Genomic DNA, 13,403 nt, shown 5'->3' on the forward strand with positions numbered 1-13,403 from the left:
TCCCTGACGTACCATCAACAGACGCGCCTGATAAGACGCGTCTGTTTGAGACGGCTTAAGCCCCGGAACAGACAGACAGAGAGGCTGCCTGAGTGGCTATGATATAACGCAGCGCCTTATTTTAGAGCTGGTTTCCGGGAAACCGGGCCTTACAGGGATGCCGCTTTTGTCCTTGACGCCAACAGGCATCCCATAAATAGCGGCTGGGAAGTTGGCGATTAGCCGGGCCTGGAGCATCCTCCGTAAAGAGAAAATCGCGAAACACCCTTTACGGCTTCCCTTCATAACCATCCATATAGGAACCAGAAATCGATGCAGACGCCGCTTTACGCCAGCGCAGGGATGAACTGGCGCTGTGGTTATAGACTTTACCTGCAAACGTATTTTGCCTTTGGATGGAGTCCAGAAACTCATCACTGCCCAGTTCGCGGGCGCGTTCTGCTGCCTGTTCTGCCGTGAGTCCGGCCTGGCGATCGTCTTTGCCCATCTGCCAGAACTGGGCAAAGAAAGGGATCAACATGCGGCTGCTGTCTGCCTTCCGGGTAGCGAAATTAGGATCGAATCCGTCGTCGGATGCATAAACAAAATGGCGGGCATGGCGTTCAGCGCTGGTTTCCGCCGCGCAGCCCGCGAGTAATAAAACGGCAGGGAGTATGGCGCAACGCAGAAAGGAACTGACGTAAATCGTTGTCTTGTGTTTCATAGAGCATCCTTGTCTTTAAAATAATCATTATCATTGCGTTAGCCAGAGCGTTATAGCACGGCTCGCTGGCGATTTTTTAATCGCCATATCACAAAATGCTCATCAACTGCCATTCGGATGCTGGCGTTATCCTGGGAATTTTCGCCATGCCGTGTATCAGCGACGTCACTGTCAGCCTGACGGCAGAGTGAATGAAAAAGCCTGAGTCGCATTAGCGACTCAGGCTCTGTTGTGATAAAAAACTTAGCTGAAATTAATGCGAAGGCTCATCCGCTTCAATCAGCGGCGCACTATTTTTTTCATCATTCGGATGCTGCGGCGCGGTGCTGGCAACGGCATGAACCCGCTTGCGGACCCGGAACCAGCCGAAGGTCAGCAGAATTGCCAGCAAAGGTATGGAGGCGATGGTCCAGGTGCCGTTCGGGTAATCGAAGGCCATCAGTACCAGCACCGCCAGCAGAAACAGCAGCGTCAGCCATGAGGTAAAGGGCGCGCCGGGCAGCTTAAAGCTGATATCCGCCGCTTTTCCCTCTTTGATCGCCTTACGCAGCCGCAGCTGGCACACCATAATAAAGGCCCAGGAAGAGATAATGCCGAGCGACGCGATATTCAGAACCACCTCGAACACCCGCGACGGAATCAGGTAGTTCAGGAATACCCCCACCACATAAATCCCGATGGTGGCCAGAATACCGGCGTAGGGCACATGGTGACGACTCATCTTTGACATAAAGGCCGGCGCCGAGCCGCCCATCGACATGGAGCGCAGAATACGGCCGGTGGAATAGAGGCCGGAGTTCAGGCTCGAAAGGGCTGCGGTTAACACCACGATATTCATGATATCGCCGACGTAGGGAATGCCCAGTTTGGCAAAGAAGGTGACGAACGGGCTTTGTCCGGCCTGATATGCGTTCCAGGGCAACAGCAGTACCAGCAGCAGTATGGAACCGACATAGAACAGACCAATACGCCAGATAACGCTGTTAATCGCCTTAGGCACCATGCGTTCCGGATCGCGACATTCGCCTGCGGCGGTACCCACCAGTTCAATAGACGCAAAAGCGAAGACCACTCCCTGTATCAGCACCAGAGCGGGGAGCAAGCCGTGGGGGAACAGGCCGCCGTTATCGGTAATCAGGTGCAGGCCGGTCGTATTGCCGTCCAGGGTTTTGCCGGTGCCAAGGAACACCACGCCGACCACCAGGAACAGCACAATGGCCAGAACCTTAATCAGGGCAAACCAGAACTCCATTTCCGCGAACCAGCGCACGCCTACCATATTCATGGTGCCGACGATAACCAGCGCCCCCAGGGCAAAGACCCACTGCGGCACATCGCCAAAGGCGCCCCAGTAGTGCATATAGAGCGCCACGGCGGTGATATCCACAATACCGGTCATCGCCCAGTTCACGAAGTACATCCAGCCCGCCACGTAGGAGGCCTTTTCACCCAGAAACTCTCGGGCGTAAGAGACGAAGTTACCGCTGGAAGGGCGGTGTAATACCAGTTCGCCCAGTGCACGCAGAATAAAAAACGAGAAGATCCCGCAAACCAGGTAGATCAACGCCAGCGCCGGGCCCGCCGCCTGCAGTCGTGCGCCGGCGCCCAGAAACAGACCGGTACCGATGGCGCCGCCAATGGCGATCATCTGTACGTGCCGGTTGTCCATGGCGCGGCGGTAGCCCGAGTCCTGGGCGTTAAGCCAGCGTCGTCTGGCCGCGTGATGATCGTCTGACTGATGCTTTGTCGATTTCATACAATTTCCTTGGATCCTGTCTGAAGCAGCCGCACCGGAGTGCGCCCCGCAAGTACCGTAAACGATTGCATTTACAACTAAAAACACAGAGGCGAACCCCCCGTTCTGTGGTTATGTTTTACGAACGGGCTGAATTACGGCGAAGAATGCTACCCGGTATTGAGAGATGACGCAAAATTCCGATGGCGTCGCGGTAATATAAACTTGCTGTTTTTAGTGAAAATGAGATGTGCATCAGTCAAAACCACTGGCTAAGAGGGGAATTAATAGTGACTAATACTGATGCGGGGCGGATAAACAGATAGGGCTGAATGGTTTCAGGATGTGAGAGGCCGCACGGCGGCGGCCTGTGGGGGATTACAGCAGGGTGATGACCTGATCCTGTGCCAGGCGCGACTTCGGCAGCGCCGCGTTAAAGTCCTGCTCGCTGCGGTAGCCGATGCTAGCCACCACCACACTCTGCAGCCCCTGGGCATCCAGCGCTAATAGCTGATCCATTTTTTCCGGCGTAAAGCCTTCGATAGGCGTGGCGTCCAGCCCCATACCCGCTGCGCCCAGCAGCAGAAAACCGAGCGACAGATAGGCCTGACGCGCCATCCAGTTGCGCTGCTGTTCCACCGAACCGCTATTCAGGTTAACAAAATAGCGACGGCCCTTATCCTGAGCCGCTTTCAGTTCATCGGTTTCAAAGCGGCCATCGCGTTCTTCCTGAGCCAGCAGGGCATGCAGATGATCTTCGCTCATCTCTTTACGAATGGCGAAAACCACCACCATGGCGGCGTTCTGGACTTTCTGGGCATTGGCTTCGCCAAACGCCGGCAATACCCGGGCCTTAGCCTCATCGGATTCGATCGCGAAGAAGTGCCAGGGCTGAGAGTTAACGGAAGAGGGGCTAAAACGCAGCAGATCCAGCAGCTGCTGGCGCTGTTCTCCGGTCAGTTTGCGGCTGCCGTCATAGGCTTTGCTGGTGTAACGAGTGCGAACCAGTTTTTCAATATTCATCATTAACGTCCTGTGGTTTTCTCTGGAACCTGACAAAGGGCTTCAATGTAGAGCAAATCCCTGGGATGCGCTATCCGTTCCGTGCCGAATAAGATCCGCAAGCTGGTGCTCCTGCAACAGAATTTCCAGCGGTGTGAACAGCGGCTGCGGTAGGGTATCCAGCGGGAACCAGCGCCAGCCATCGCACTTTTCCGGCTCCAGACGCCGAGCCTCGCCAGAAGGGGCGGTTGCCAGCATAAACAGAGTGATATAGTGCTTTTGCGCTTCAGGAAACAGCACATTGACCCAGGGGCCGCGTCGAACGTCTTCCAGCGCGAGGCCGGTCTCTTCCCGCACTTCACGTCGGGCGCACTGTTCCGGCGTTTCGCCATACTCCAGATGACCGCCGGGGGCAGACCAACTGCCCGCGCCGTGGCTGCCCTGACGCCGTCCCAGCAAAATTTTATCGTGGCGCAGAATGATGACGCCAATGCCAACCAGCGGCTGATTCATAAGGCACTCCGTAAGGGGGGGATAAAGATGTCTATTCTGGCACAGCGTAGCGGCGGAAGGTAAGACGAAACGATCCCATCAAGCATAGCGCGCCTAACGCACGATGATAAGCAGCGCCATATCGCTTCTTGATCCCCTGCACAGAACGCGATGACAGAGGTGACAGCTGGCGGTGAACATGTTACCCCTGAAATTAGCAGGGTTTCCCCACCACAAGGAGTTACGCCATGTTTCCAGAATACCGCCAACTGATCAGCGAACTGAAAGAGAGCAACCCCCGCTTTCGCTCCCTGTTCGATAAGCATAACGCGCTGGACCAGGAGATTTCACGACGGGAACAGCCGGATGGCAGCGGATACTGCGAACAGGTCGCCACCATGAAGAAGGAGAAGCTAAAGTTAAAGGAGACGCTCTGGCAGATGCTGAAAGAGGCTGAAGCGGGGCTGTGATATAAACTGCGCCCCGCAACGGATTAACAGGCCCGGTAAAGGGCCTTTTTTTTGGTTCACTGCCGGGAAACGCTCTCTCCCTTCAGAAGAGGGCCGGGGTGAGGGTGACAGACGGCTCCGGCGCCCGGTTTCAGAACAAAACCGGCGGAATATGATGATGTGGCAAGCAGTTCCGCTCATTGCCGGGAAACTCCCTCTCCCGTTTCGGGAGAGGGCTGGGGTGAGGGTGACAGGCAGCTTCGGCGCCCGGTTTCAGAACAGAAGCGGCGGAATATGGCGATGCGGTGGCAGTTCCGTTCACTTCAGGTTTCTGCTTCTCTGTGGATTCACCGGTTCCGCAACCGGCATAAGAGAAATCACCTTAAGGTGAACGGAACCTTCGCCAGCGCGACATACTCACCCAGAAGCCAGGCAGCAGCCGGTAACTTCAGCCTCACGACAATCCGCGATGAACCTTTTTTATGGCGCTTCTGTCACCCGGTTCCACCGATAATCAAACCGATAGATCGGGGTTCCGGTATTGATATCCAGCTTAAGCAAATAGCGCGGAATCCTGATATAAAGCGAATCCCCAACCTGATATGCGTTTACCGGATCGCCTTCTTTACTCAGTATTGCAGGCGTTTGCCATAAATACCTCTCTTTATCCGTATCGTACAGGCCTATCGATACCCGCCGACTGTGTCGCTTTTTATAGGCTAAAACATAGTACTGATGCGCCTGTTTCTTGCCGAGTAATACCGGGTTAATTAACGACCCGGATAAAAGGTTAAGCACTTCGCTTATCTCATCATCCGTCACGGGTTGACCCGCCCTGCGATGTGAGGAAGAAATTATCCATTCCGGAGCCGGGGAATCCTGGAAAACAGTTTTGATTGTAGGGTCTTCCGTCAGCGTCCAGTTCTCTAAATCCAGTTGGTAATAGCGGTTGTTTAAGCCATGCAGGTAAAGGCGGCGTTCGACAAAGCGATAATCGGGAAAGTCCGGGCTAATAATACCTGAAAGTTCGGGTATTTTTTCCAGAAGTTCGGCTTCAGAAAAACGTTTTTCTCCCGTCCGGGCATCTAACAAAAAGAGCGCCTCATTATTGGCGTCATTGACAATAAGATAGCGTTTCGTCTGGCCAATCAGATAGTTTCGCCAGCCCATGCGCTTGCTCCAGAGCCGCTCGCCGGAACGGCTGTCGACTGAAATCAGCGCAAACATGGAGGTGCTGGTGCTGATACCGTTCGCGTGTCCGTTAGGAATAACCATACGCTCAATCGAGGTTAAGCTATGGGTACTCTCAGAATAAAAAAGTTGACTATTTCCTTCAATCGACACCGCTCGGAACATACCGAAAAAGACCACGCCGATAAAATTAACGACGACTCCATATATCAGTAAAATAATAAGATATGGCACGAGGCGTTTAGTGTTGCGTCTCTTAATCAGTGAATACAACAAAAAGCACAGAAGGATGGCAAAAATAACCGCTGCGACAATTACAAAAATATCATGATATGCCCATCCGGATAGTCGCCAGTTATTATATATTGCGTTCATTACCCCATCCTTTTGCAGGTTTTTATGTATTCGATTTAGATAATACTACGAATCGAAATTTTAGTGGCAACTCATCGCTGTATAAACCATGCCGCCAGGGAATACTGACTGAATTATTCAGGGAGCGTCCCGGATTCAGGAAACCATGCACGTTCGGCGCCAGTAGCCCGAACAATACCAGCGGCGCTAACGCATTCCCCGCCATCCTCGGCTACGCTTCATCACAGGCAAGATACGGTCGCACCCTTCGCGTCCGTTCACACCTTAAGCGACAAGGAGACTGTGAATGAAGAGTGAAACCTTTGGGCGAGGCCCGGTAATCACCGGCCTCTATGAGTTGCTAAATCCGCTACCGCTGGGCTTCTTTGCCGCCGCCTGGCTGTTCGACATTATCTATATCAACAGTACCCGGATATTCTGGACCCACGGCGCGAGCTGGCTGATTGCCATGGGGCTGGTCATCGCTGTTATCCCGCGTTTGCTGAATCTGTTTCTGGTCTGGAGCGGCGGCAGTGCCGCCTGCTCGCCGGTAAAGGTTCACTTCTGGCTGTCGCTGGCCGCCATTGTGCTGGCGATTATCAATGCCTTTGTTCACAGCCGTGATGCCTGGGCCGTGGTGCCCCTTGGCGTAACGCTTTCCACGCTGGTGGTGGTACTGCTGACCATCGCCAATCTGCAACAGGCGCTGCGTGCTCGAAGCGTATAACGGAATCGGGAGGAGAGTGATGAATAAAAAACTGTTAGCGCTGGCAGGCGCGCTGCTGCTGGCTGGCTGTGACGATAGCGCCAAACTGGATCCCATGAGTCAGGTCGGCCCCAACCCTGAACTGCCTGAAGCACGCAACTTTCTGATTCCGCCCATGCAGGTGCCAGAAGGGGTACCCTGGGAGCAAGGGGAGATGCCTCAGGTAGCCGAAGGGCTGAAGATCGAAAAAATCGCCGATGGCCTGATGAATCCGCGCCAGCTTTATACGCTGCCGAATGGCGATATTCTGGTGGTGGAGGCCAGCGCACCGCCGAAGCCGACCAGCATGCCCAAGCAATTGATTACCGGCCTCATTAAAAATTCTTCAGGGAAAGGGGGCGCCGGGGGAAACCGGATCACGCTGCTACGTAAGCAGGACGATGGTCGCTGGCAGAAGTTTCCCTTTCTGGACCACCTGTTTTCGCCGTTCGGCGTACAGCTGGTCGGTAACAAACTCTATGTCGCCAACGCCGATAGCCTGAGGGTTTACCCCTATCAGAGCGGTCAGACCCATATCAGCGATCCGGGCCGGGAACTGACCGAACTGCCTTCCGGCGTCAACCATCACTGGACCAAAGCCCTGCTGGCGAGTCCGGACGGCAGTAAGCTCTATGTCGGCGTCGGCTCCAACAGCAATATTGGCGAAAATGGCCTGGATGCCGAGTACCGGCGCGCCGCGGTGCTGGAAGTCGACAGCGCTAGCGGCGCCAGTCGCATTTACGCCAGCGGCCTGCGTAACCCCACCGGGCTTCAGTGGGAGCCGCAGACCGGCAAGCTGTGGGCCATCGTTAACGAACGCGATGAGATAGGCGCCGATCTGGTGCCGGATTATATGACTGAGGTGCAGGAAGGGGGGTTCTACGGCTGGCCGTACAGCTATTTCGGTCAGCATATCGATGAGCGGGCGCAGCCGCAGCGTCCGGATCTGGTGAAGCAGGCCATCAAACCTGACTATGCCCTGAGCTCCCACGTGGCGCCGCTGGGGCTGCTGTTCTATACCGGTGATAATATGCCAGACTACCGCGGCGGGGCTTTCGTTAGCGAACACGGTAGCTGGAACCGCACGCCGCTCAACGGCTATCAGGTGGTATGGGTGGCCTTTAAAGACGGTAAACCGGTAGGTGAACCTAAACCGGTGGTCACGGGCTTCCTGTCGGAAGATCAAAAAACGGTGCGTGGCCTGCCGGTGGGGCTGACTATGGATGGCGACGGCGCGTTGATTATCGCCGACGATGCCGGTAACGCGGTCTGGCGCGTCTCAGGGCGCGAATAATTCGGCGGGAGCTATTGCGCACATCTGGCGCGATGGCTCCCTGACAGAGATGCTGTAATAGCGCTTTCGTTCCGTGATGGCGTGGAGGCTGTTATGAGATTCAATCTGGCTGGCTATCTGGCGCGTATCGGCTATCAGGGCAGGGCGCAGGCCGACCTTGAGACGCTACGGGCTATTCATCTGCATCATGTCTGCACTATTCCCTTTGAAAACCTGGATGTGCTGCTGGAACGCCCCATTCAGCTCGATCCCGAATCACTGTTCGCCAAGCTGGTCGTCGCCCGGCGCGGTGGCTATTGCTTTGAGCAAAATGGCCTGCTGAAACTGGCGCTGGTTGCCCTGGGATTCGAGGTTGAAGATCTGGCGGCCCGGGTTCTGGTCATGGCACCAGCGCAAATGCCTCCGCGGACTCATCGCCTGATGCGCATCCGGATCGATAACGAATGGTGGCTGGCCGACGTCGGTTTTGGCGGCAGTACGCTAAGTGCGCCGATACGGCTTGGCGCCGATTGTCCACAACAAACGCCCCATGGACGCTATCGACTGATACGTCAGGAGCCTGGCTGGCTCCTCCAGCGCTGGCAGGAAGAGAGCTGGCAGCCGCTCTATCTGTTCGATCTGGCGCCCCAGTTCGCCAGCGACTACCAGATGGCGAATCACTATGTCGCGACCTGGCCGGATTCCCATTTTCGCTATCATTTGCTGATGTCCTGCTGGTTAAAAGATGGGGGACAGCTCCGTCTGTATAACGATCGGCTGACCCGCAGTGATGCCGCCGGAAATGAGCAGCAACAAATATTTAACGATTCCTCATCATTATTTATTGCGCTGCGCCGCGAGTTTAATTTAGGGACTGATGATAAAACACACGGAATCAGCGAACCGGCGTTTCATCAATTGTTGGAGCATTTGAAAAATCTCAAATAAAGTGGCGAATTTGAACGCTTTGCATTAACGTTAAAAGACGTTTACTGCTTAATGAGTAAAAATCATGAATGCTCTAAGATATCTTTCTTTTGGCGGTGCCACGCCGCTGCTGTTGCTGATTGCTCGTCTGATGATTGTTGCGCTGTTCTTTATTTTTGGTCTTCCTAAGCTGACCGGTTTTAGCGGTACGGTTCAGTATATGCAAATGCTGGGCGCGCCAGCACCGACAGTGGCCGCTGGTATCGCTGTGGTGATGGAAGTACTGGCGCCAGTCCTGATCGCACTGGGCTTCTTTACCCGTCCGATAGCCGTGCTGTTCTTTTTCTATACGCTGGGAACGGCCTTTATCGGTCATGCCTACTGGAATATGACCGGCGACGCTGTTCAGCCTAATATGATTAACTTCTATAAGAATGTAAGTATTGCCGGTGCCTTTATCCTGCTGGCTATTACCGGCCCGGGGGCTATCTCTCTCGATCGCCGTTAACCAATCGTAAAACCGCTGGCCAATTCCGGCGGTTTTATTTTCGCCCGTCATTATCTTCCTGCTAAATATTAGCTACCGGCTCTCTTTTGATTATTGTTTCACCACTTTTAATTCCGTCGTCCCTTTTTGTGTAGCATTGTCGTTTTCAGCAGAGCACGCGCACATAACTATCAGGTCAGCGGCTGGTTGCCTTGCCTCCCACAGCATATTTCCCTATTCTTCAGCCTTTGCTCACTATCTGCCGGCGGAAAAAGGCGGATTTGCTATTTTTTTGTTCAATTCTGGCGTCGTATGAGTAGAAATCGTCGGCATGCCACGCCACTCCTGGAGCGTAATTAATGAGTCAACAGTGGTCATCCCGTCTCGGGCATGTCCTTGCCGCAGCGGGATCCGCCATCGGCATTGGCGCCATCTGGAAATTTCCCTATGTCACCGCGAATAACGGCGGCGGCGCCTTTGTACTGATATTTCTGTTCTTTAGTTTTACGCTGGGGCTGGCGGTACTGCTGGCCGAAATCCTGCTGGGAGCCGCGACGCGTTCCGGAGTAGTTAACGCCTTTAAGAAAGCGGCCGGGCCGCACTGGCGCTGGTTGGGGGGGATGGGGGTATTGACCGGCTGGTTTATTTTCAGCTTCTACAGCGTGGTGGGGGGCTGGACTATAGGCTACACCGGGCTGGCGGCAGCGGGGAAACTCAGCACCGGCAGCACTCAGCAACTGGGGCAACTGTTTAACGATTACATCAGCCATCCGATCTGGCCAGTGCTGACCCATCTGATGTTCAGCGGACTGACCTGCTTCGTGGTACTGGGCGGCGTACAGCGCGGGCTGGAAAAAGGCACCAAAATCATGATGCCGCTGCTGTTTCTGATCATGCTGGCGCTGATCGTCACCGGTATGATGTTGCCCGGATCTGCAGCGGGTCTGCACACCTTTCTGAACCCGGATTTCTCTAAGGTGACGGCCGGTAGCGTACTGGATGCGCTGGGGCTGGCCTTCTTTTCGCTCTCCGTAGGACTGGGGGTACACGTGACTTACGGCGCCTATCTGCCGGATAATCGCGGCGTCGCTCGCTCTGGCGTATGGGTCGTGACGCTCTCCTGCATGGTCTGCCTCCTGGCAGGGCTGATGATCTTCCCGGCCCTGAGCGCTTCTGGGCTGGGGATGGATTCCGGGCCGGGTCTCACCTTTATGACCATGCCGGTGTTCTTCAACTGGCTGCCGGGCGGCATTATCTGGGCGGTGTTGTTCTTCCTGCTACTTCTGGTGGCGGCGCTGTCATCGTCCATCTCGCTGCTGGAGCATATCGTCACCTTCCTGCAGCAGCGTTTTGGCTGGTCGCGCCGCAACAGCGCGCTGCTGACCACCGCTACCGTTATGCTGGCGGGGATTCCCATTACCCTGTCATTCGGGATCCTTAAGGAATGGACGCTTTTTAATAAGACCCTGTTTGACATTCTGGACTATCTGACTTCGAACCTGATGATGCCGACTTTCGGTATCGCTATCAGCCTGTGGTTTGGCTGGTCGAAAAAGAGCGCTGCGCTGATGCCTGCCGACCTCTCGCCGTTCTGGCGCGGCTGCCTGAAGCTGACCTGGCGCTTTATTGCGCCGCTGTTTATCGGCGCCATTTTGCTGCACGGCGTGTTCGGCTAGTTTCTCTTCCTGGCGGTGCTGGTGCTAAAAGCGTGCGCCAGCACCAAATTTCAGTGCATACACTGAGGTAATTTCTGAATAAACCAATCCGTGCGGCATCTTGTGCCAGACTTCAGAAGCGACTTTCTTCTTTAATCTGACGTCTCTGCTCACGGGGGATGTTTATGCTGGACAGAATTACCGCACATACGCCTCTTGGCCCTGACGAGCTGAAGTTCTGGTCATTAGAGGGCAGTGAACAACTTTCCCGACCCTACGTCTTTCAGGTGGCGCTACTGAGCCAGAATTTCCACCTCGACAGGCGAGCCCTGCTGGGGCAGTCCGTCACCCTGGCGATCCCCACTCAGAATCTGCTTACGCCTCGCTATCTGAACGGCAAAGTGACCGCGGCTGCGCTGCGCAGCGAGGAGATCGACGGCGTCCGCTATGCGGCTTATCAGCTACGGCTGGAGCCTGATCTCTGGCCGATGATGCGCGATCGCAACCTGCGGATTTTCCAGCAGCAGACGGTGCCGCAAATTGTTAAAACCCTGCTGGCGGAACAGGGCGTCGGGTATGAAGACCGGCTGACGGGTAGCTATCGCCAGTGGGAATACTGCGTGCAGTATCAGGAAAGCAGCTACAACTTTATCAGCCGCCTGATGGAGCTGGAGGGCATCTACTACTTTTTCCGCCACGAAATGGGCAAGCATACCCTGGTGTTGATGGATGCCACGCAGTCACATCAACCGTTCGAGGGCTATGAGAGCATCCCGTATCACGTGACGTCATCCGGTGGCACGACCCGGGAAGAGGGGGTCAGCCAGTGGGCGGTGAATGATGTGGTGACGCCGGGTATTTACAGCCTGGATGATTATGATTTTCGTAAGCCCAACGCCTGGCTGTTTCAGGCCCGGCAGAATCCGGTGTCGCCGCAACCGGGGCAGATAGACTTCTATGACTGGCCGGGGCGCTTTGTCGACCATCAGCACGGGGAATTTTATGCCCGTATCCGCCAGGAGGCCTGGCAGGCGGAACATCGGCAGATTAGCGCCACCGGTACAGCGCTGGGTATCGCGCCGGGACATACGTTTAGTTTGCATAACGCCCCTTCGACCCTCGATAGCGAAGAATATCTGGTCACGCAGGCCGAATATCAATTTCGGGATAATCCCTACGCCAGCGGCGGCGAAGCCAGCGAGCAGCGTATCGACTTTAACGTCATTCCGGCAGATATCGTTTTTCGCCCCCGGCAGGAAGTACCGTGGCCAAAAACCTGCGGGCCGCAAACCGCCAGAGTGGTCGGGCCGAAAGGCGAATCGATCTGGACCGATAAATATGGCCGCGTCAAAGTGAAATTCCACTGGGATCGCCTGGCGGCGGGGGATGATACCAGCTCCTGTTGGGTCAGGGTCTCCAGCGCCTGGGCCGGTCAGGGCTTTGGCGGCGTACAAATTCCCCGGGTTAACGACGAGGTGGTGATCGACTTTATCAACGGCGATCCCGACAGGCCTCTGGTGATTGGACGGGTCTACAACGAAGCCAGTATGCCGCCCTGGGCGCTACCGGCAGCGGCAACGCAGATGGGCTTTATGAGCCGCACCAAAGACGGAGCGTCTGAAAATGCCAATGCCCTGCGTTTTGAAGATAAGGCCGGAGCCGAACAGGTGTGGATTCAGGCCGAACGCAATATGGATACCAACGTTAAGAAGGATGAAAGCCATACTGTTGGAACCAATCGCACCAAAACCGTCGGTGCCGATGAAACCAGCCACATTAAACAGAACCGTACTAAAAACGTCGACGGCAATGAAACGGTAAGCATCGGCCAAAACCGTACCAAAACCGTCAGCGGTAACGAAACCACCACCATCAAACAAAATCGCAGCGACACTATTGAGGGCAATGAGACCCTGACGGTGCAGCACAACCGCAGCGAGAGCATCACGGGAAATCATGATGCCACAGTGAAAGGCAACCAGACCATAACGGTAAGCCAGGAGCGATCCCGCACCGTAAATGGCAGTGAAAAGGTCAATATCGCCAAAAATCGCAGCGTTCAGGTGACCGGTCATCAAACGCTGGGCGTTAATGGCAATCGCGAAGCCTCCATTGGCGGGAATGAGAGCAAAATCATTACCAAAAAGCAGGAGGTCAGTATTGGCGAAGGGCGAACCATCGTGATTAACGGCGGCGATACCCGCTATACCGACGGTACGGTAAGCGACGGCGCATCACAGGGATTCCAGATTAACGTAGGGGAATCCACGGGCATCATGCTGTCGCCAGGGAGCATCGAAATTGTCGCAGGCGGCGCCAGTATTACCATCAACGCTGAGGGTGTGATGGTCAACGGCAGCAAAATCGAACTTAACGCCTGACGGAAACCG

General features: G+C 55.1%; 12 protein-coding genes. 7 read left to right on the top strand and 5 right to left on the bottom strand.

Features of this window, described 5'->3' with window-relative positions:
* Positions 1-268: 268 nt before the first annotated feature.
* The 4 genes from V3W49_RS06765 to V3W49_RS06780 all read right to left on the bottom strand — a co-directional run bounded on the left by V3W49_RS06765 (position 269) and on the right by V3W49_RS06780 (position 3,953).
* A complete protein-coding gene (locus V3W49_RS06765) occupies positions 269-703 on the bottom strand; it encodes an Exc2 family lipoprotein (RefSeq protein WP_500144508.1) in 435 nt (144 codons plus the stop codon).
* Between the two features lie 253 nt (positions 704-956).
* Entirely contained in the window at positions 957-2,459 is a 1,503-nt protein-coding gene (gene ansP, locus V3W49_RS06770; RefSeq protein WP_500144509.1) for an L-asparagine permease, read from the bottom strand.
* A gap of 357 nt (positions 2,460-2,816) precedes the next feature.
* Complete coding sequence (gene nfsB, locus V3W49_RS06775; protein ID WP_500144511.1) at positions 2,817-3,464, bottom strand: oxygen-insensitive NAD(P)H nitroreductase; 648 nt, start codon at positions 3,462-3,464, stop codon at positions 2,817-2,819.
* 39 nt (positions 3,465-3,503) lie between these two features.
* The gene (locus tag V3W49_RS06780; protein ID WP_500144513.1) at positions 3,504-3,953 is read right to left on the bottom strand and encodes a nucleotide triphosphate diphosphatase NUDT15; all 450 of its coding nucleotides are present in this window, start codon (positions 3,951-3,953) and stop codon (positions 3,504-3,506) included.
* Positions 3,954-4,180: 227 nt separating this feature from the next.
* Here V3W49_RS06780 and V3W49_RS06785 point away from each other — a divergent pair, with 227 nt between their 5' ends.
* A complete protein-coding gene (locus tag V3W49_RS06785; RefSeq protein ID WP_500144514.1) occupies positions 4,181-4,402 on the top strand; it encodes a DUF465 domain-containing protein in 222 nt (73 codons plus the stop codon).
* A 459-nt stretch (positions 4,403-4,861) separates the two neighbouring features.
* Here V3W49_RS06785 and V3W49_RS06790 read toward each other — a convergent pair whose 3' ends face one another.
* A complete protein-coding gene (locus tag V3W49_RS06790) occupies positions 4,862-5,947 on the bottom strand; it encodes a PA2928 family protein (protein WP_500144515.1) in 1,086 nt (361 codons plus the stop codon).
* A gap of 286 nt (positions 5,948-6,233) precedes the next feature.
* Between V3W49_RS06790 and V3W49_RS06795 the strand changes: the two genes are divergently transcribed.
* The 6 genes from V3W49_RS06795 (at position 6,234) to V3W49_RS06820 (ending at position 13,394) form a co-directional block, all read left to right on the top strand.
* Positions 6,234-6,653 (top strand): DUF2231 domain-containing protein, encoded by a 420-nt coding sequence (locus V3W49_RS06795; protein ID WP_500144517.1) that lies wholly within the window; start codon positions 6,234-6,236, stop codon positions 6,651-6,653.
* Positions 6,654-6,672: 19 nt separating this feature from the next.
* Entirely contained in the window at positions 6,673-7,965 is a 1,293-nt protein-coding gene (locus tag V3W49_RS06800; protein ID WP_500144518.1) for a PQQ-dependent sugar dehydrogenase, read from the top strand.
* 93 nt (positions 7,966-8,058) lie between these two features.
* Complete coding sequence (locus tag V3W49_RS06805; protein WP_500144519.1) at positions 8,059-8,892, top strand: arylamine N-acetyltransferase family protein; 834 nt, start codon at positions 8,059-8,061, stop codon at positions 8,890-8,892.
* A gap of 64 nt (positions 8,893-8,956) precedes the next feature.
* Positions 8,957-9,379 carry a DoxX family protein gene (locus V3W49_RS06810; protein ID WP_500144520.1) on the top strand — a complete coding sequence of 141 codons (423 nt, stop codon included), beginning with the start codon at positions 8,957-8,959 and terminating at the stop codon, positions 9,377-9,379.
* Between the two features lie 338 nt (positions 9,380-9,717).
* Entirely contained in the window at positions 9,718-11,034 is a 1,317-nt protein-coding gene (locus V3W49_RS06815; RefSeq protein ID WP_500144521.1) for a sodium-dependent transporter, read from the top strand.
* A 164-nt stretch (positions 11,035-11,198) separates the two neighbouring features.
* Positions 11,199-13,394: a type VI secretion system Vgr family protein gene (locus V3W49_RS06820; RefSeq protein ID WP_500144523.1), complete on the top strand. Its 2,196-nt coding sequence runs from the start codon at positions 11,199-11,201 to the stop codon at positions 13,392-13,394.
* The last annotated feature ends 9 nt before the right edge of the window (positions 13,395-13,403 follow it).

The organism is Rosenbergiella sp. YN46 (assembly GCF_036620675.1).
Classification (GTDB): Bacteria; Pseudomonadota; Gammaproteobacteria; order Enterobacterales; family Enterobacteriaceae; genus Jejubacter.

What these genes read in the sequence shown, in the direction of transcription:
- nfsB (WP_500144511.1), bottom strand. Translation starts at nt 3,464, where the DNA reads ATGATGAATATTGAAAAACTGGTTCGCACTCGTTACACCAGCAAAGCC.
- V3W49_RS06765 (WP_500144508.1), bottom strand. Translation starts at nt 703, where the DNA reads ATGAAACACAAGACAACGATTTACGTCAGTTCCTTTCTGCGTTGCGCC.
- V3W49_RS06790 (WP_500144515.1), bottom strand. Translation starts at nt 5,947, where the DNA reads ATGAACGCAATATATAATAACTGGCGACTATCCGGATGGGCATATCAT.
- V3W49_RS06810 (WP_500144520.1), top strand. Translation starts at nt 8,957, where the DNA reads ATGAATGCTCTAAGATATCTTTCTTTTGGCGGTGCCACGCCGCTGCTG.
- V3W49_RS06800 (WP_500144518.1), top strand. Translation starts at nt 6,673, where the DNA reads ATGAATAAAAAACTGTTAGCGCTGGCAGGCGCGCTGCTGCTGGCTGGC.
- ansP (WP_500144509.1), bottom strand. Translation starts at nt 2,459, where the DNA reads ATGAAATCGACAAAGCATCAGTCAGACGATCATCACGCGGCCAGACGA.
- V3W49_RS06815 (WP_500144521.1), top strand. Translation starts at nt 9,718, where the DNA reads ATGAGTCAACAGTGGTCATCCCGTCTCGGGCATGTCCTTGCCGCAGCG.
- V3W49_RS06785 (WP_500144514.1), top strand. Translation starts at nt 4,181, where the DNA reads ATGTTTCCAGAATACCGCCAACTGATCAGCGAACTGAAAGAGAGCAAC.
- V3W49_RS06780 (WP_500144513.1), bottom strand. Translation starts at nt 3,953, where the DNA reads ATGAATCAGCCGCTGGTTGGCATTGGCGTCATCATTCTGCGCCACGAT.
- V3W49_RS06820 (WP_500144523.1), top strand. Translation starts at nt 11,199, where the DNA reads ATGCTGGACAGAATTACCGCACATACGCCTCTTGGCCCTGACGAGCTG.
- V3W49_RS06805 (WP_500144519.1), top strand. Translation starts at nt 8,059, where the DNA reads ATGAGATTCAATCTGGCTGGCTATCTGGCGCGTATCGGCTATCAGGGC.
- V3W49_RS06795 (WP_500144517.1), top strand. Translation starts at nt 6,234, where the DNA reads ATGAAGAGTGAAACCTTTGGGCGAGGCCCGGTAATCACCGGCCTCTAT.